Raw genomic sequence first — 17,141 nt, forward strand, 5'->3', positions numbered from 1 at the left:
CGCGGCATTCTAGGAAGCGCCGCACCCCGCCCTGCGGCCTTTGCGGGTCTTGCCGCGGGGCGCCGGGTGCGCGGGCACAATGCGCCGATGGACACCGGCAAGCGTGAGATCGCCGCGGCTGCAGCCCGCCTCGTGGTCGAGGAGGGGCTGGAGTACGGCGCCGCCAAGCGCCGCGCGCTGCGCGACCTGGGCCTGCCGGTGCGCACGGCGCTGCCGGGCAACGACGAGGTCGAGGCCGAGGTGCGCGACCACATCCGCCTGTTCTGCGCCGACACCCAGCCGGGCGAGCTGCTCGCGCTGCGGCGGCTGGCGCTGCAATGGATGGAGCGGCTGGCCGAGTTCCGCCCGCACCTGGGCGGCGCCGTCTGGCACGGCACCGCCACGCACCTGTCCGACATCTACATCCAGCTCTTCTGCGACGACCCCAAGTCGTGCGAGATCGCCCTGATCGACCACCACGTCGACTACGAGCCGCGCCAGGTCACGGGCTTCCACGGCGAGCGGGTGGAGGCCCTGAGCATCCACGCGCTGTGCCGCGAACTGGGCATCGAAGTCGGCGTGCACCTGCTGGTGTACGACCTCGACGACCTGCGCGGCGCGCTGCGGCCGGACTCGCAGGGGCGCACGCCGCGCGGCGACCTGGCGGCGGTGCGCCGGCTGCTGGAGCAGGAGGAATGAGCACCGCCGGGCCGTCCGATGGCGCGGGCAGCGCAGCCCCTCGGGATGAAGCCGCGCCCGCGAGCGCATCCCGCCGATCCTGGCTCCGTGCCGGAGTGGCCGTGGCGGCTGCCGCGGCGGGCGCCGGCATGTGGTGGCGCCGCCGGGCCGAGGGGGGCGCCGGCGGCGGGACGCTGGATGCGTCCTTCTGGGCGCTGCGCTTCGATCGCCCCGAGGGCGGCGAACTGCGCATGGATGCGCTGCGCGGGCAGCCGCTGCTGGTCAACTTCTGGGCCACCTGGTGCCCCCCCTGCGTGGAAGAGTTGCCCATGCTCGATCGCTTCTTTCGCGATCAGGCGGCCAACGGCTGGCAAGTGATCGGATTGGCCATCGACCAGCCCAGCGCCGTGCGCAAGTTCCTGGCCCGGCTGCCGCTGGCGTTCCCGGTGGGCCTGGCCGGCCTGCAGGGCACGGAACTGGTCAAATCCATGGGCAATCCGGGCGGCGGACTGCCGTTCAGCCTGCTGATCGGCAAGGACGGCCAGGTTGCGAAGCGTAAAATCGGCCAGCTCGAGCCCGCCGACCTGGAGGCGTGGCGCCGTGCAGTTCACGGCTAGAATCCGGCGGTTTGGTCGGTAGATGGCGTTCAAACGCCGCAGTAAGCCGATTTTCAGGTGAGTTGATTCCTTTTGGCCGGTGATGCCGGCGCGGGAGCCCCATGGATCTGCGCAAACTCAAGACACTGATCGACCTGGTGTCTGAATCCAATATTTCCGAACTCGAGATCACGGAAGCCGAAGGCAAGGTCCGCATCGTCAAGGGAGGCGAGCCCGCTCCCGTCCAGTATGTGCAGACGGTCGCCGCAGCACCCGCCGCGCTGGCGCCTGCTGCTGCCGCGCCCGCCACGGCCGCTGCGCCTGCGCCGGCTGCCGCGGCACCCGCCGCGCCGGCCGGCCACATCGTGAAGTCGCCCATGGTCGGCACCTTCTACCGCGCCGCCAGCCCCGGTGCCCCGGCCTTCGTCGAGGTCGGCAGCCAGGTGAAGGAGGGCGACACCCTCTGCATCATCGAGGCGATGAAGATCCTCAATGAGATCGAGGCCGACAAGTCCGGCACCGTGACCCAGATCCTCGGCGAGAACGGCCAGGCCGTCGAATACGGGCAGCCGCTGTTCGTCATCGAGTGAGCCTCTGATGTTCAAGAAGATCCTGGTGGCCAATCGGGGCGAGATCGCCCTGCGCATCCAGCGCGCCTGCAGCGAACTGGGCATCAAGGCGGTGATGGTCTATTCCGAGGCCGACCGCGAGGCCAAGTACGTCAAGCTGGCGGACGAGGCAGTGTGCATCGGCCCGGCGCCTTCGTCGCAGAGCTACCTCAACATGCCGGCCATCATCTCGGCAGCCGAGGTGACGGACGCCGAGGCCATCCATCCCGGCTACGGCTTCCTCTCCGAGAACGCGGACTTCGCCGAGCGCGTGGAGCAGAGCGGCTTCCAGTTCATCGGCCCGACGCCCGAGTCGATCCGCATCATGGGCGACAAGGTCTCGGCCAAGCAGGCCATGATCAAGGCCGGCGTGCCCTGCGTGCCGGGCTCCGACGGCGAGCTGTCGGACGACGCGGCGGCCAACAAGCGCATCGCCAAGGCGATCGGCTACCCGGTCATCATCAAGGCGGCCGGCGGCGGCGGCGGGCGCGGCATGCGCGTGGTGCACACCGAGGCGGCGCTGATCAACGCCATCCAGATGACCAAGGCCGAGGCGGCCGCGGCCTTCAACAATCCGGCCGTGTACATGGAGAAGTTCCTCCAGAACCCGCGCCACATCGAGATCCAGGTGCTGGCCGACAAGCACAAGAACGCCGTGTACCTGGGCGAGCGCGACTGCTCCATGCAGCGGCGCCACCAGAAGGTGATCGAGGAGTCGCCCGCGCCGGGTATCCCGCGCAAGCTGATCGAGCGCATCGGCGAGCGCTGCGCCGCCGCCTGCAAGAAGATCGGCTACCGCGGCGCCGGCACCTTCGAGTTCCTGTACGAGAACGGCGAGTTCTATTTCATCGAGATGAACACCCGCGTGCAGGTGGAGCATCCGGTGACGGAGCTGGTGACCGGCATCGACATCGTGAAGACGCAGATCATGGTCGCCGCCGGCGAGAAGCTGCCCTTCACCCAGCGCCAGATCCAGGTGCACGGCCACGCCATCGAGTGCCGCATCAACGCGGAAGACCCGTACAAGTTCACGCCGTCGCCGGGCCGCATCACCATGTGGCACCCGCCGGGCGGGCCGGGCGTGCGCGTGGACTCCCACGTCTACACCAACTACTTCGTGCCGCCCAACTACGACTCGATGATCGGCAAGATCATCGTCTACGGCGACACGCGCGAGCAGGCCATGGCCCGCATGCGCACCGCGCTGAACGAGACGGTGATCGAAGGCATCCTCACCAACGTCCCGCTGCATCGCGAGCTGATGGTCGACTCGAAGTTCATGGCCGGCGGCACCAACATCCACTACCTGGAAGAGTGGATGGCATCCCACAAAAGATAACCCCCCAGCCTGCGCGGACTGCGTTCCGCTCCGGCAACCCCCCAAGGGGGGCACACCCGGCGGCCCGGCCGAGCCGGTTCCGCGGGTGTTCGCGCATGGCCTGCTCCGCGGCCTTCTGATCGGAAGCGCGCGGCGCTCAAAGTGAAAAGGCTGACATCATGTTTGAGTTGCGTTTGCTGGTGCCCGAGGAGCGGGTCGAGATCGTCGGCGAGGCGCTGGACGAACTCGATGCGCTGAGCGTGTCCGTGGAGGACGCGGATGCGCAGACCGAGGCCGAACAGGCGCTGTTCGGCGAGCCCGGCATGCCGCCGCCGCGCGAGGGCTGGCAGCGCTCGCGCGTGGTGGCGCTCTTCGATGCCGAGGCGCCGGCCCGCCACGCGGCCCAGGTGCTGGCGGCGCAGGACTTCTTCGCGGACTGTCGGGTGATCGGCGTGGCGGAACTGCAGGACCAGGACTGGGTGCGCCTGACGCAATCCCAGTTCGCGCCGGTGGAGATCACGCCCAGCTTCTGGATCGTGCCCACCTGGCACGAGCCGCCGGCGCAGGCCGAGCGCATCATCCGGCTCGACCCGGGGCTGGCCTTCGGCACCGGCACGCATCCCACCACGCGCATGTGCCTGCGCTGGATCGCCCGGCAGGGCGAGGGCGGCGCAGGCCGGCGCGTGCTCGACTACGGCTGCGGCTCGGGCATCCTGGCCATCGGCGCGGCGAAGTTCGGCGCGCAGGCGATCGACGCGGTCGACATCGACCCGGCGGCGGTCGAGTCCACGCGGCTGAATGCCGAGGCCAACGGCGTGCGGCTGCAGGCCGCGCTGCCCGATGCGGCCGAGGGCCGCTACGACACGGTGCTCGCCAACATCCTCGCCACGCCGCTGAAGGTGCTGGCGCCGCTGCTGTGCGCGCACGTCGCCGAGGGCGGCTCGCTGGTGCTGGCCGGCATCCTGGAGCGCCAGGCCGACGAACTCAAGGCCGCGTACGCACCCCACCTCGCGCTGGAGGTGGCGGATGCGGAGGACGGCTGGATCCTCATGACGGGCCGCGGCTGAAGGCGCGCCTGCGCAGCGGAACCGCTCCTTACAATCCCTGCCCCATGAGTGCAGTGCCGGGGCCGGATCACACGAAGCGAAGACCTCGCCGCGGCGCGGTGCGCATCGGCGTGCGGGGCCTCGCCGCGTGAGCCTCGTCACCCGATGCCCGGCCTGCGGCACCGCCTTCAAGGTGGTGCGCGACCAGTTGCGCATCTCCGACGGATGGGTGCGGTGCGGGCGCTGCAGCGAGATCTTCGACGCGATGCCCGGGCTGATGGATGACGCCGACGGTGCCGAGGGCGCGCCGGCGGAAGACATCTCGCCGCCGCCGGCGTCGCAGCCGGCTGACCCCGCGCCCGTCGACGCGACAGCATCGGAGGCGCCCGCGGCGCCCCGGCCGGTGCCGTCGCCCTGGCCGGACGCGCGGCTGCTGGATTTCTCCACGTCCGCGCCGGCCGTGGCACCGGCCGACATCGCTTCCCCCTTGCCCACCGAAGCAGCATCGTCCGCGGACGATGCTGCCGAGCGCGACGCACCGGCGAGTTGGTTCAGCCGTCCCGACCTGCCCGTCATCGTGGCCGACGAGCCGTGGCCCGAGCTGCCGGCGCTGCCCGTGCAGGCCCCCGCGCCCGGCAGGTCCGAAGCGCCTTCGCCGGTGGACGAGGCCGTCGACGCGCAACTGCAGAAGGCCCTGCGGCGCGCCCGCATCCAGGCCCTGCGCGAAGCCCGGCGCCGGGAGCGTGCGCAGCCGGGAGAAGCGAGCGCATCCGATGCACCGGCACAGGCGCCGGCTGCCGCTGCGCCGGCCGACGAGCCGGCCGACCCGGGACTGCCCGCCACCACCGTCGCGGTGGCAGCCCTGCGCGAGGCGTCGAGCGACGTCGCCGCGCCCGTGGCGGCGCCCTCCGTGGCGCCGGCGCCGTCCTTCTTCGATGCGCCGCTGCCGGCCGCCGACGCGCCGGCGAAGCCGGCCAGGGGGAAGACGGCGCTGTGGGGGACGGCCGTGGTGCTGGCCGCCCTGGCGCTGGTGTTCCAGGTGCTGCGCCACGAGCGAGAAACCCTGGCAGCCGCGCAGCCGGGCTGGCAGCCGCTGCTCGCCGCCGTGTGCGCGCTGAGCGGCTGCGAACTCGGCCCGCTGCGCCGCATCGATGCCGTGCACATCGAGGGCTCGGGCTTCACGCCGCAGCGCAACGCCCCCGGCTACCGGCTGGACTTCACCCTGCGCAGCGCGTCGGCACAGCCGCTGCGCATGCCGTCCGTCGAACTCACCCTGCTGGACAGCAGCGAGCGCCCCGTGGTGCGGCGGGTGCTGCATCCGCAGGACATGGGCGCACCGGCCACGCTGGGCCCGCACGCGGAGCAGGCGGTGTCGCTGCCGATGGCGCTGCAGCCGCCGGCCGGTGCCGCGCTGCCTGCCGTGATCGGCTATCGGCTGGTGCTTTTCTATCCCTGAGCCCTCTTCTTCCTTCTTCTTCTCACCTTCCTCGTCTGGATCTCTCATGGCAGCAGTGATTTGCGGTTCCCTGGCTTTCGACACCATCATGGGCTTCGAGGGGCGCTTCGCCGAGCAGATCCTTCCCGATCAACTGCACATCCTGAACGTGTCCTTCCTCGTGCCGTCGCTGCGCCGCGACTTCGGCGGCTGCGCCGGCAACATCGCCTACGCGCTGAATGCGCTGGGCGGCCGGGCGCTGCCGATGGCGGCCGTGGGCAGCGACGGCGCGGAGTATGTGCAGCGCCTGCGCGAGCTGGGCATCGGCACCGAGTTCGTCCGCGAGATCGGCGACACCTACACGGCGCAGGCGATGATCATGACCGACCGGGACAACAACCAGATCACCGCCTTCCATCCCGGCGCGATGCAGCAGGCGCATCTCACGCGCGTCGAGCCGCGCGCCGACATCCGCCTGGGCATCATCGCCCCCGACGGTCGCGATGCGATGCTGCAGCACGCCGAGCAGTTCAAGGCCGCCGGCATCCCCTTCGTGTTCGATCCCGGCCAGGGCCTGCCGATGTTCGGCGGCGAGGAACTGGCGCGCTTCGTCGACCAGGCCGATTGGGTGGTGGTCAACGACTACGAGGGCAAGATGCTCAGCGAGCGCACCGGCTGGAGCAGCGAGGAGATGTCGCGCCGCGTGAAGGGCCTGGTCGTCACCCTCGGCGCGGAAGGATGCGAACTGTGGGAGGACGGCCGCTCCACCCGCGTGCCGGCCGTGCAGCCCGAGGCCGTGGTGGACCCCACGGGCTGCGGCGACGCCTGGCGCGGCGCCCTGCTCTACGGGCTGGAGCAGGGCTGGGACCTGCGGCGCTGCGCGGAGCTCGGCAACCGCCTGGGCGCGCTCAAGATCGCCGTGCGCGGACCGCAGAACTACACGGTGGACCGGCAGGCCCTGGGCCTCTGACCCAAGCAAAAAGGCCCGGCACCTTTCGGTACCGGGCCTTGGACGGAAGGCGAGCCGATCAGGGCTTGCTGGCCGTCGGGAAGGGCCAGGCGGCCTGCGGGTTCAGCGTCGTCTGCGCCGCGGGGGCGGGCGCAGGGGCGGCGGCTTTCGCGGGAGCAGGCTTGGCGGCCTTCTTGGCGGCAGGCTTCTTGGCAGCGGGCTTTTTCGCAGCCTTCTTCGCCGCCGCCTTCTTGGCGGGGGCCTTCTTCGCTGCAGCCTTCTTCGCAGGCGCCTTCTTGGCGACGGCCTTCTTGGCAGCAGCCTTCTTGGCCGGCGCCTTCTTGGCAGCGACCTTCTTCGCCGGCGCCTTCTTCGCCGCCGCCTTCTTGGCGGGAGCCTTCTTCGCCGCGACCTTCTTGGCCGGCGCCTTCTTGGCTGCGACCTTCTTCGCAGGCGCCTTCTTGGCCGCGACCTTCTTGGCTGCAACCTTCTTCGCCGGCGCCTTCTTGGCGACGACCTTCTTGGCTGCGACCTTCTTCGCCGGTGCCTTCTTGGCTGCGGCCTTCTTGGCCGGCGCCTTCTTCGCGGCCGCTTTCTTCGCCGGCGCTTTCTTTGCAGTTGCCATTTCTTTCTCCTTGATCAAGTTGAAAACATCAACCTCTGGAAGCACTCCATGCATCGTCTGCGAGCATGAAGCGATTCATGGCGTTGGAGCAGACTCCAGCGCCATGAACACGGGAACCCCGGCCGCTGCACTCTGCGGTGCATGGAGCGGACGGGGCGATTCTTGAATCCATTCGTTCTTGTTTTTGGAAATTCAATCCCAGGACAGAGCGCCACCCGACTGGTATTCGATCACGCGGGTCTCGAAGAAATTGCGCTCTTTCTTCAGGTCGATCATCTCGCTCATCCAGGGGAACGGGTTTTCCTCGTTCGGGAAGAGCGCTTCCAGGCCGATCTGCGTGGCCCGCCGGTTGGCGATGTAGCGCAGGTAGCCCTTGAACATGGAGGCATTCATGCCGAGCACACCGCGCGGCATGGTGTCTTCGGCGTAGCGGTACTCGAGCTCGACCGCCTTCTGGAACAGGGCCTTGATCTCGGCCTTGAACTCGGGCGTCCACAGGTGCGGGTTCTCGAGCTTGAGCTGGTTGATCAGGTCGATGCCGAAGTTGCAGTGCATCGACTCGTCGCGCAGGATGTACTGGTATTGCTCGGCCGCGCCGGTCATCTTGTTCTGCCGGCCCAGCGCCAGGATCTGGGTGAAGCCGACGTAGAAGAACAGGCCCTCCATCAGGCAGGCGAAGACGATCAGGCTCTTGAGCAGCGTCTGGTCGTTCTCGGGCGTGCCGGTGTGGAACTGGGGGTCCATGATCGCGTCGATGAACGGGATCAGGAACTCGTCCTTGTCGCGGATCGACTGCACCTCGTTGTAGGCGTTGAAGATCTCCGCCTCGTCCAGGCCCAGCGACTCGACGATGTACTGGTAGGCGTGGGTGTGGATCGCTTCCTCGAAGGCCTGGCGCAGCAGGAACTGGCGGCACTCGGGCGCCGTGATGTGGCGGTAGGTGCCCAGCACGATGTTGTTGGCGGCCAGCGAGTCGGCGGTGACGAAGAAGCCGAGGTTGCGCTTGACGATGCGGCGCTCGTCCTCGGTCAGGCCGTTCGGGTCCTTCCAGAGGGCGATGTCGCGGTTCATGTTCACTTCCTGCGGCATCCAGTGGTTGGCGCAGGTGGCCAGGTACTTCTCCCAGGCCCACTTGTACTTGAACGGCACCAGCTGGTTGACGTCGGTCTGGCCGTTGATGATGCGCTTGTCGGCGGCGTTGACGCGGCGGGTGGAATGCGAAGGTGCCGAGGCGGCAGGCGCCGGCGCGGCGGGCGCGAAGCTGTGCGTGGCGAGGGCCGGCTGCGCGGCGGAAGAAGTCGGCGGGGCCGCCATCGATGCGCCAGCGGTGGCGGTCGATGCTGTGTGCGGCTGGCTCCTCGGCGTGGAGGGCTTGACTTCGTCGTCCCAGGTCAACATAGAAAAATCCAATGCTCAATTATCAGAGCAACCGATGCGCGTTGAAAAGTTGTCCGCATGCATCGTGCTCGAATTCTGTTGTGCGAAGGCATCGTGCGTGTCGGCCGATGCCGAGAAGGTGGAGAAGAAAACGGTCCGCATGCGGACCGTTGTTCATTCATCGACTCACTGGCAGGCCTCGCAGCCCGGGTCGTCGATCGCGCAGAACTTGATGTCGGTGGCCGGCGTGTTGTCGGCGGCCTGCGCCTGCGCCATCTGTGCCTGCGCCGCGGCGGCGGCGCGCTCGAGCGCACTCGGCTGAGCCGCTGCCGCGAGGCCGCCGCCCGCATCGGAGGACACGGCGTTCAGCCGGCCCGACTGCACGGTGGACTTCTCGGCGTGCGTGGCGCTGATGGTGCGCAGGTAGTAGGTGGTCTTCAGGCCGCGCGTCCAGGCCAGCGTGTAGGTGTCGTGCAGCTTCTTGCCCGAAGCGCCGGACATGTAGATGTTCAGGCTCTGCGCCTGGTCGATCCACTTCTGGCGCCGCGCCGCGGCCTCGACCAGCCATTGCGGCTCGATCTCGAAGGCGGTGGCGTAGAGCTGCTTGATGTCCTGCGGCACGCGGTCGATGGGGCGCAGCGACCCGTCGAAGTGCTTGAGGTCCATCACCATCACGTCGTCCCACAGGCCCAGGCGCTTGAGGTCGCGCACCAGGTAGTGGTTGATCACGGTGAACTCGCCCGACAGGTTGGACTTGACCGACAGGTTGCCGAAGCAGGGCTCGATGGAGGCGTCCACCCCGATGATGTTGGAGATGGTCGCCGTCGGCGCGATGGCCACGCAGTTGGAGTTGCGCATGCCGTCGCGGGCGATCTTGGCGCGCAGGGCGTCCCAGTCCAGCGTGCTGGAGCGGTCGATCTCGACGTAGCCGCCGCGCGCCTGCTCCAGCAGGCCCAGCGAGTCCATCGGCAGGACGCCCTTGTCCCACAGCGAACCCTTGAAGCTGGAGTACTTGCCGCGCTCGGCCGCCAGCTCGGTGGAGGCCCAGTAGGCGTGGTAGCAGACGGCTTCCATCGAGCGGTCGGCGAAATCGACCGCCTCCTGGCTGGCGTAGGGGATGCGCAGCTCGTACAGCGCGTCCTGGAAGCCCATCACGCCCAGGCCGACCGGGCGGTGGCGCAGGTTGGAGTCGCGCGCCTTCTTCACGGCGTAGTAGTTGATGTCGATGACGTTGTCGAGCATGCGCATCGCCGTCGAGATCGTCTTCTTCAGCTTCTCGTGGTCGACGCCGCCGTCCTTCAGGTGCTGCAGCAGGTTGACCGAGCCCAGATTGCACACGGCCGTCTCGGTGTCGCTGGTGTTCAGCGTGATCTCGGTGCACAGGTTGGAGCTGTGCACCACGCCCACGTGCTGCTGCGGCGAGCGCACGTTGCAGGCGTCCTTGAAGGTGATCCAGGGATGGCCGGTCTCGAACAGCATCGAGAGCATCTTGCGCCACAGGTCGGTGGCCGGCACTGTCTTGCTGGGCTTGATCTCGCCGCGGGCGGCCTTTTCCTCGTAGGCGACGTAGGCGCGCTCGAAGTCGGCGCCGAACAGGTCGTGCAGGTCGGGACAGGAGGAGGGCGAGAACAGCGTCCAGCTGCCCTTTTCCATCACGCGGCGCATGAACAGGTCGGGGATCCAGTTGGCCGTGTTCATGTCATGCGTGCGGCGGCGGTCGTCGCCGGTGTTCTTGCGCAGCTCCAGGAACTCCTCGATGTCCAGGTGCCAGGTCTCAAGATACGTGCAGACGGCGCCCTTGCGCTTGCCGCCCTGGTTGACGGCCACGGCGGTGTCGTTGACCACCTTGAGGAAGGGCACGACGCCCTGCGACTCGCCGTTGGTGCCCTTGATGTGGCTGCCCAGGGCGCGCACGCGGGTCCAGTCGTTGCCCAGGCCGCCGGCGAACTTCGAGAGGAGCGCGTTCTCCTTGATCGACTCGTAGATGCCGTCCAGGTCGTCCGGCACCGTGGTCAGGTAGCAGGACGAGAGCTGCGAGCGCAGCGTGCCGCTGTTGAAGAGCGTGGGCGTCGAGGACATGAAGTCGAAGCTCGACAGCACCTCGTAGAACTCGATGGCGCGCGCCTCGCGGTCGATCTCGTTCAGGGCCAGGCCCATCGCCACGCGCATGAAGAAGGCCTGCGGCAGCTCGATGCGGGTCTTGCGCACGTGCAGGAAGTAGCGGTCGTACAGGGTCTGCAGGCCCAGGTAGTCGAACTTCAGGTCGCGCTCGGCCTTCAGCGCCGCGCCCATGCGGGCCAGGTCGTACTGCAGCAGCTTCTCGTCCAGCAGCTCGGCCTCCACGCCCCGCTTGATGAACTGCGGGAAGTAGTCGGCATAGGCGGTGCCCATCTCGGCCTGCGTGGTCTCGCGGCCCAGCACTTCCTTCAGGATGGTGTGCAGCAGCAGGCGCGCGGTGGCGTAGGTGTAGTCCGGGTCCTTCTCGATCAGGGTGCGGGCGGCCAGGATCGAGGCCTTGTAGACCTCGTCCAGCGGCACGCCGTCGTACAGGTTGCGCATGGTCTCGGCCACGATGGGCTCGGCCTTGACGCCCTCGCCCAGCCCGGCGCAGGCCGACTGCAGCAGCGCGTGCAGCGCGTTCACGTCCAGCGGCACGCGCTCGCCGCCGTCCAGCACGTGGATCTGCGGCAGCGCCGCCGGCGCAGCCTGCTCGCCCTGCTTCAGGCGCTCCTGCGCGCGGCGCTCGCGGTACAGCACGTAGGCGCGCGCCACCTCGTGGTGGCCACCGCGCATCAGGCCCAGCTCGACGCTGTCCTGCACGTCCTCGATGTGGAAGGTGCCGCCGCCCGGGCGCGAGCGCACCAGTGCCTTGATCACGGCCTGCGTCAGGCCCTCGACCGTCTCGCGCACGCTGGCCGAGGCCGCGCCCTGGGTGCCGTGCACGGCCAGGAAGGCCTTCATCATCGCCACCGCGATCTTGTCGGGCGCGAAGGGCACCACGGCGCCGTTGCGGCGGATGATCTGGTAGTGGGCGAGGGCAGGCCCGGCGGCGCCCGCCACGTCACGCCCGGGCGAGGCGGCCTGGGGCGGCGTGGCACGGGGCGTCGTCGGGGTGGTCTGGGCAGCTTGCATTGGGTGTGTTCCTCGGGTTCCTGCGTTGGTTGTCATGGACCGTGCCGGGCGCTGTCGCGAACGGCGGGGCTGGTCAGGCGAGGCACACTATATCTAGGGGGGAATGGGGGTTCAAGGCACTAGATGTAGTGTTTTTCACGAACGTCAACGGCAACGTTGCGAATCTTGTCCCGCGGGAGCGGCGCCTTGTGCCGCATCTGGGTTGGCACTGCTTGCTCCGACCCAGCAGCGATGCGGCCTCGGAGGCGATTCAGGCCGGCAGGCCGCATGGTTGCTGCATGGCGGGCGATGCTGCAGCGCCAGGGTGCGGCCGGGAGGGGACCCTTCCCGCGGCGGCCGTCCGATAGAAAAAATTCAGCGCGTCCCCGGGGGAAATGCCTCGGCCGGCCAGCCCAGCGCCGCCCGCAGCCGCGGCCAGTCGAAGCCGGGGCCGGGGTCCTGCTTGCGGCCGGGCGCGATGTGCTCGTGGCCGGCCACGTACCGCACCGGATAGCGCCGGGCGATGGCCGGGCACAGGTGCGCGAGCGCCTCGTACTGGGCGGGCTCGAACGGCCCGCCCTCCAGCCCTTCGAGCTCGATGCCGACAGAGTCGTCGTTGCAGTCGGCGCGGCCGCGCCAGCACGAGGCGCCGGCATGCCAGGCGCGGTCGTCGCAGCCGACGAACTGCCAGAGCGTGCCGTCGCGCCGCACGTAGAAGTGCGCCGAGACCTCGATGCCGCGGATCTGCTCGAAGTAGGGGTGCGCGGACCAGTCCAGCCGGTTGGTGAAGAGCCGCTGCACTTCGTCGCCGCCGTACTGGCCCGGCGGCAGGCTGATCGAGTGCAGCACGATCAGGTCGACGCAGGCGCCGGCCGGGCGCGGGCCGAAGTTGGGCGATGCCAGCCGGTGCGCGGATGCGTACCAGCCGCCTTCCTGCCACGGCGTGGTGGCGGCGGGCGCATCAGCCATCGTCGCCCGAGGGCATGGGGATGCCCAGCCGCACGATGCGGTAGCGGATCTGCCGCAGGCTCAGGCCGAGGCGCTGGGCGGCCGCGGTGCGGTTGAAGCCGGTCTCCTGCAGCGCGCGCAGCAGGATCTCGCGCTCCTTGTCGTCGAGGTAGCGCTGCAGGTCGCTGGGCATGGCGTCGGTCGTCGGCCGTGCCGTCGGCGCCGCCGCCTCCGGCAGCAGGCCGTCCGGCGGGAACAGTGCCGGCGCGTCGCCGGCTCCGTGCGATGCCTCGTCGTCGGCGGGAGGCAGGCCGTCGCCGGCGTCGAGTTCCATCGACAGCTCGCCGCCCTCGCTCAGCGCCACCGCGCGGTGCAGCAGGTTCTCCAGCTCGCGCACGTTGCCGTGCAGCGGCTGCCGGCGCAGCGCGTCCAGCGCGCGGGCCGACAGGGCCGGCACGGGCATGCCGGCCTCCTGGCCGATGCGCTGCAGCAGCGCGGTGCACAGGGTCGGCAGGTCCTCGCGCCGCTCGCGCAGCGGCGGCAGCATCAGCTCGATCACGTTGAGGCGGTAGTACAGGTCCTGCCGGAAGCGGCCGGCCTGCACCTCGGCCTGCAGGTCCTTGTGGGTGGCGCTGACGATGCGCACGTCCACCGCGTCCTCCTGCGTGGAGCCGATGGGGCGCACGCTGCGCTCCTGGATGGCGCGCAGCAGCTTGGACTGCATCGCCAGCGGCAGGTCGCCGATCTCGTCGAGGAAGAGGGTGCCGCCGCGGGCCGCCTGGAAGTAGCCGTCGCGGTCCTGCGCCGAGCCGGTGTACGAGCCCTTGCGCGCGCCGAAGAACTCGGCCTCCAGCAGGTTCTCGGGGATCGCGCCGCAGTTGACGGCGACGAAGGGGCCGTCGCCGCGCTGGCTGCAGGCGTGCACGGCGCGCGCCACCAGCTCCTTGCCGGTGCCGGACTCGCCGCGCACCAGCACCGGCGCCATGCCGCGCGCGACCTTGACGATGCGTGCCTTCACCAGCCGCATCGGCTCCGATTCGCCGACCAGCCGCTCGAGCGCGCCGGTGGCCTGCGTCGTCACCGGTGCCGGGTCGGGCGCCGCGCCCGGCGGCGCCGGCGCGGGGCGCGGCGCGGTGGCCTGCTCGTGCACGGCCGAGGCGACCACCGCGCGGAACTGCTTCAGGTCCACCGGCTTGGTGAGGTAGTCGAAGGCGCCGGCCTTCAGCGCCTCGACCGCGTTCTCGGCCGAGCCGTAGGCCGTCATCACCACGCAGCGCTCGGCGCGCTGGCGCTGCTGCAGGCGGTGCAGCAGCTCCATGCCCAGGCCGTCGGGCAGGCGCATGTCGGTGATCACGGCGTCGAAGCGGCCGGCCTCCAGGTGCTGCCAGGCCTCGGCCACGCTGCCGGCGGCCTCGACGCGGTAGCCCTCGCGCAGCAGCGTCATCTCGTACAGGGTGCGCAGGTCGGGCTCGTCGTCGACGACGAGGATCTGCGCTGCACTGCGGGCGGTGGGGCTGTTCACGCCGCTATTGTGGCAAACGCTCCTGCGCCGCCGGTGCGGTCTGCGCGGCCGGCGCGAAGCTGATCACGAAGGCGTTGCCTTCCGGCCCGTCGCCGTCGAGCGTGCGCCGCTCGTAGCCGATGGCGCCGCCGTGGCGCCCGCACAGCTCGCGGCAGATGTACAGGCCGAGGCCGCTGGAGCGGCTTTCGGACGAGAAGAAAGGCTCGAACAGGTGGCGCTGCACGGCCGGGTCCAGCGGCGCGCCGTCGCTCCACACCAGCAGCTGCGGCCGGCCCTGCGGCGGCCAGGCGGTGACGACCTGGATCGCGCCTTCCTCCTGGCTGGCGTAGCGCGCCGCGTTGTCCAGCAGGTTGACCAGGATGCGCCGCAGGTGCTCGGCCTCGAAGCGCACCTGCGCCTGGGCGCCCAGCGCATGCCGCACGCCCGCGCGCCCGGTCTGCTGCACCCATTCCTCGACCATGGTGAGCACCATCGGGTCGAGCATGAGCTGCTCGCCCTCCAGCGGCAGCGCCCGCTGCTGGCGCGCGCGCGAGACGTCCAGCACATCGTCCACGATGCGCGCTAGGCGCTGCGCGTTGTGCTGCACCATCTCGTTCAGGCGCCGCTGGCCGGGGTCGGTCAGGTCCTCCGACAGCAGCGCGCTGGCCTGCGCGATGGCGGCCAGCGGGTTGCGGATCTCGTGCGCCACCGCGGCCGACATGCGGCCCATCGCGGCCAGCTTCTCGGTGCGGATGCGCGCCTCCAGCTCGCGCAGGTCCTGCAGGAACATCACGCACAGCCCCTCGGTGCGCGCTCCGGCCGCCGGCGTGAGGCGGGTGCGCACCCGCAGCTCGCGCGGGGCGCCGCGCGCCTGGGCGATCGGCAGCTCGGCCGACTGCGCGCTGCGGCGCTGGAAGGTGCGCGCCGCCAGTTGCGCCAGCGCGTGCCAGGCGGGCTGGTTCTCCAGCGCGAAGGGCATGTCGGCCGCGCCCAGGCCGCGCCCGAGGATCGCGTCCGCCGCCGGGTTGGCCGCCTGCACGCGGCCGTCCAGGTCGATCACCAGCACGCCCTCGCCCAGCGCCTCGATCACCAGCGCGTTGACCTGCGCCTGCATCTGCGCCGTGCTGCGGCTGTGCAGCGAGCGCTCCTCCTCGCGCGCCAGCCGCAGCGCCAACTGGTGCGCCAGCAGCGAGACGACGAACAGGCCCGTGCCCGTGAGCGCCGCCTGCAGGAAGCGCGCGGGCGCGTCGGCCCCCTGCAGCAGCTGGTAGCGCAGCGCGTCGCCCAGCAGCAGCAGCGTGACGAGGGCCGTGGTCGCCAGCCCCACAGGCAGCGAGCCGACCACGGCGCCCATCAGCACCGGCAGCGCGAACAGCGGCGTGTAGTTGATGCTCGCCGCCTGCAGGGTCTGGAGCACGGCGAAGGTGGCCAGGTCCACCCCGATGCTGCCCAGCCAGGCCAGGCCCATGCCGCGCAGCGGCGGGCGCGGATGCAGGTAGCGCGTGCCCAGCAGCGCCGCCGCGAAATACGCGACCGACACGCCCAGCGCCAGGTGGTTGAGCGGCTGCCCCAGCGCGAAGGTCACGCCCTGCAGCAGCACCAGCACCACGCCGACGAACACGCGCGCTGTCATGAAGCCGCGCCACAGGCGCACCAGCCCGCCCGAGCCGCGCGGCGTCAGCGCGCCGCTGCCGGTGTCCAGGCCGGCCCAGTCCGTGGCCGGAGCACCGCCGCGCGACCAGGGGGAGGCCATCGAGCTACCCAGGATGCCGGGCGTCGTCCGCATCGCACGAGGCGAAGCGGTACTGGCGGCCGCGGAGCAGGCCATGCGCGAACACGCACGGAACGGGCTTTGTCCGGCCGTCGCGTGTGCCCCCTTGAGGGGGTTGGCGAAGCGGAACGAAGTCCGCGAAGCCTGGGGGTGTTTTCATGTTTCGCCGAGGCGGCGATGCGTTTCGCTGCAGTAGCTGCCCTGCCGGCCGGCCACCGCATCGGCGGCGGGCAGGTGCACGCCGCAGTGCGCGCAGCGCAGCATGGCCTGCGGGCCGGGCACGGCGCGCGGACGGGCCGCGGCGCGCTCCTGCGCTTCCTCGCGGCGGTTCTGGCGCCAGACCCAGATCGCCACCACGACCACCGCCAGCACGATCAGGTACTTCATGCGACGCCGCGCCCCAGGATCACTTCCAGCACGAAGCGCGAGCCCACGTAGGCCAGCAGCAGCAGGGCCGCGCCGGCGTAGAGCACGCGCAGCGCGATGCGGCCGCGCCAGCCGAAGCGCGCGCGCCCCAGCAGCAGCACGGCGAAGGCCAGCCAGGCCAGCACCGAGAACACGCTCTTGTGGTCCCACTTCCAGCCGCGCACCGAGGGGCCGTACAACTGCTCGCTGAACAGCAGGCCGGCGGCCAGGGTGGCCGTCAGCAGCACGAAGCCGGCGGTGACGAAGCGGAAGGTCAGGCGCTCCAGCGTCAGCAGCGGCAGGCCGGCCTGCGGCTCGGCCGCCTGGCGGATCTGCTTCTCGGCGCGCCGCATCAGCCAGGCATGCACCACCGCGGCGGCGAACAGGCCGTAGGAGGCGATGCCCAGCGCCAGGTGCAGCGGCAGCCAGGGCGAGGCCGCCACGTGCAGCGGCGCGCCCGGGAAGACCGCCGCCAGCAGCACCGCCACGCCGCCCAGCACGGCCAGCGCGCGGCGCACGGTGAGCTGCGGGAAGAGGCGGCTCTCGACGGCGTAGACCGTCAGCACCAGCCAGGCCGTGACGGACAGGGCGGGCGCCCAGCCGAAACGGGCCTCGCGGCCGAGCAGGCCGGTGCCGAGGGTGAGCGCATGCAGGATCCAGGCGAGCGCGAACAGGCCCTGGGTGCCCTGGCGGCCGAGCCGCGTCGCCGCGGCGGCGGCCACGCCGTAGGCGGCCGCGGTGGCGATGCCCAGTGCCACGCTGAGCGGGGAGGGGCTCGCTAGAATCATCCGGGC

Annotated in this window: 15 protein-coding genes; 7 read left to right on the forward strand and 8 right to left on the reverse strand. The window is 70.4% G+C overall.

The genetic code is table 11. From position 1 onward, the window contains the following. Positions 1-87: 87 nt before the first annotated feature. The 7 genes from Q392_RS17525 to Q392_RS17555 all read left to right on the forward strand — a co-directional run bounded on the left by Q392_RS17525 (position 88) and on the right by Q392_RS17555 (position 6,630). Positions 88-678 (forward strand): hypothetical protein, encoded by a 591-nt coding sequence (locus tag Q392_RS17525; protein ID WP_038210516.1) that lies wholly within the window; start codon positions 88-90, stop codon positions 676-678. Next, positions 675-1,274, forward strand: coding sequence for a TlpA family protein disulfide reductase (locus Q392_RS17530; protein ID WP_038210517.1), 600 nt, complete (start codon positions 675-677; stop codon positions 1,272-1,274). The genes Q392_RS17525 and Q392_RS17530 overlap by 4 nt, the downstream gene beginning before the upstream one ends. Before the next feature lie 101 nt (positions 1,275-1,375). Continuing rightward, positions 1,376-1,843, forward strand: coding sequence for an acetyl-CoA carboxylase biotin carboxyl carrier protein (gene accB, locus Q392_RS17535; RefSeq protein ID WP_038210519.1), 468 nt, complete (start codon positions 1,376-1,378; stop codon positions 1,841-1,843). Between the two features lie 7 nt (positions 1,844-1,850). Further along, a complete protein-coding gene (gene accC, locus Q392_RS17540) occupies positions 1,851-3,200 on the forward strand; it encodes an acetyl-CoA carboxylase biotin carboxylase subunit (RefSeq protein ID WP_038210521.1) in 1,350 nt (449 codons plus the stop codon). Between the two features lie 158 nt (positions 3,201-3,358). Further along, entirely contained in the window at positions 3,359-4,246 is an 888-nt protein-coding gene (gene prmA / locus Q392_RS17545; RefSeq protein ID WP_038210522.1) for a 50S ribosomal protein L11 methyltransferase, read from the forward strand. Positions 4,247-4,373: 127 nt separating this feature from the next. Continuing rightward, positions 4,374-5,681, forward strand: coding sequence for a DUF3426 domain-containing protein (locus Q392_RS17550; protein WP_038210523.1), 1,308 nt, complete (start codon positions 4,374-4,376; stop codon positions 5,679-5,681). A 46-nt stretch (positions 5,682-5,727) separates the two neighbouring features. After that, positions 5,728-6,630: a carbohydrate kinase family protein gene (locus Q392_RS17555; RefSeq protein WP_038210525.1), complete on the forward strand. Its 903-nt coding sequence runs from the start codon at positions 5,728-5,730 to the stop codon at positions 6,628-6,630. 58 nt (positions 6,631-6,688) lie between these two features. Here Q392_RS17555 and Q392_RS17560 read toward each other — a convergent pair whose 3' ends face one another. The 8 genes from Q392_RS17560 to Q392_RS17595 form a co-directional block, all read right to left on the reverse strand. After that, a complete protein-coding gene (locus tag Q392_RS17560; RefSeq protein ID WP_038210526.1) occupies positions 6,689-7,234 on the reverse strand; it encodes a histone H1-like DNA-binding protein in 546 nt (181 codons plus the stop codon). 192 nt (positions 7,235-7,426) lie between these two features. Continuing rightward, positions 7,427-8,632, reverse strand: a complete 1,206-nt coding sequence (locus Q392_RS17565) for a ribonucleotide-diphosphate reductase subunit beta (RefSeq protein ID WP_038210528.1) — start codon at positions 8,630-8,632, stop codon at positions 7,427-7,429. A 165-nt stretch (positions 8,633-8,797) separates the two neighbouring features. Further along, entirely contained in the window at positions 8,798-11,743 is a 2,946-nt protein-coding gene (locus Q392_RS17570) for a ribonucleoside-diphosphate reductase subunit alpha (RefSeq protein ID WP_038210529.1), read from the reverse strand. A 354-nt stretch (positions 11,744-12,097) separates the two neighbouring features. After that, positions 12,098-12,691 carry a 1,6-anhydro-N-acetylmuramyl-L-alanine amidase AmpD gene (gene ampD, locus Q392_RS17575; protein ID WP_038210531.1) on the reverse strand — a complete coding sequence of 198 codons (594 nt, stop codon included), beginning with the start codon at positions 12,689-12,691 and terminating at the stop codon, positions 12,098-12,100. After that, a complete protein-coding gene (locus Q392_RS17580) occupies positions 12,684-14,192 on the reverse strand; it encodes a sigma-54-dependent transcriptional regulator (protein ID WP_038210533.1) in 1,509 nt (502 codons plus the stop codon). The genes ampD and Q392_RS17580 overlap by 8 nt, the downstream gene beginning before the upstream one ends. Before the next feature lie 4 nt (positions 14,193-14,196). Next, entirely contained in the window at positions 14,197-15,924 is a 1,728-nt protein-coding gene (locus Q392_RS17585) for a sensor histidine kinase (RefSeq protein ID WP_038210535.1), read from the reverse strand. A gap of 174 nt (positions 15,925-16,098) precedes the next feature. Further along, entirely contained in the window at positions 16,099-16,329 is a 231-nt protein-coding gene (locus Q392_RS17590; protein WP_038210536.1) for a PP0621 family protein, read from the reverse strand. Beyond that, a complete protein-coding gene (locus tag Q392_RS17595; RefSeq protein ID WP_038210537.1) occupies positions 16,326-17,135 on the reverse strand; it encodes a cytochrome C assembly family protein in 810 nt (269 codons plus the stop codon). The genes Q392_RS17590 and Q392_RS17595 overlap by 4 nt, the downstream gene beginning before the upstream one ends. Positions 17,136-17,141 lie beyond the last annotated feature (6 nt).

The sequence above is a fragment of the Xenophilus azovorans DSM 13620 genome (genome assembly GCF_000745855.1).
Classification (GTDB): Bacteria; Pseudomonadota; Gammaproteobacteria; order Burkholderiales; family Burkholderiaceae_C; genus Xenophilus; species Xenophilus azovorans.

Bases quoted from the DNA above. Each gene is read 5' to 3' on its own strand.
- Q392_RS17570 (WP_038210529.1), bottom strand. From the start codon at position 11,743: ATGCAAGCTGCCCAGACCACCCCGACGACGCCCCGTGCCACGCCGCCC.
- Q392_RS17525 (WP_038210516.1), top strand. From the start codon at position 88: ATGGACACCGGCAAGCGTGAGATCGCCGCGGCTGCAGCCCGCCTCGTG.
- Q392_RS17595 (WP_038210537.1), bottom strand. From the start codon at position 17,135: ATGATTCTAGCGAGCCCCTCCCCGCTCAGCGTGGCACTGGGCATCGCC.
- Q392_RS17530 (WP_038210517.1), top strand. From the start codon at position 675: ATGAGCACCGCCGGGCCGTCCGATGGCGCGGGCAGCGCAGCCCCTCGG.
- Q392_RS17590 (WP_038210536.1), bottom strand. From the start codon at position 16,329: ATGAAGTACCTGATCGTGCTGGCGGTGGTCGTGGTGGCGATCTGGGTC.
- ampD (WP_038210531.1), bottom strand. From the start codon at position 12,691: ATGGCTGATGCGCCCGCCGCCACCACGCCGTGGCAGGAAGGCGGCTGG.
- accC (WP_038210521.1), top strand. From the start codon at position 1,851: ATGTTCAAGAAGATCCTGGTGGCCAATCGGGGCGAGATCGCCCTGCGC.
- accB (WP_038210519.1), top strand. From the start codon at position 1,376: ATGGATCTGCGCAAACTCAAGACACTGATCGACCTGGTGTCTGAATCC.
- Q392_RS17560 (WP_038210526.1), bottom strand. From the start codon at position 7,234: ATGGCAACTGCAAAGAAAGCGCCGGCGAAGAAAGCGGCCGCGAAGAAG.
- Q392_RS17585 (WP_038210535.1), bottom strand. From the start codon at position 15,924: ATGGCCTCCCCCTGGTCGCGCGGCGGTGCTCCGGCCACGGACTGGGCC.
- prmA (WP_038210522.1), top strand. From the start codon at position 3,359: ATGTTTGAGTTGCGTTTGCTGGTGCCCGAGGAGCGGGTCGAGATCGTC.
- Q392_RS17555 (WP_038210525.1), top strand. From the start codon at position 5,728: ATGGCAGCAGTGATTTGCGGTTCCCTGGCTTTCGACACCATCATGGGC.
- Q392_RS17565 (WP_038210528.1), bottom strand. From the start codon at position 8,632: ATGTTGACCTGGGACGACGAAGTCAAGCCCTCCACGCCGAGGAGCCAG.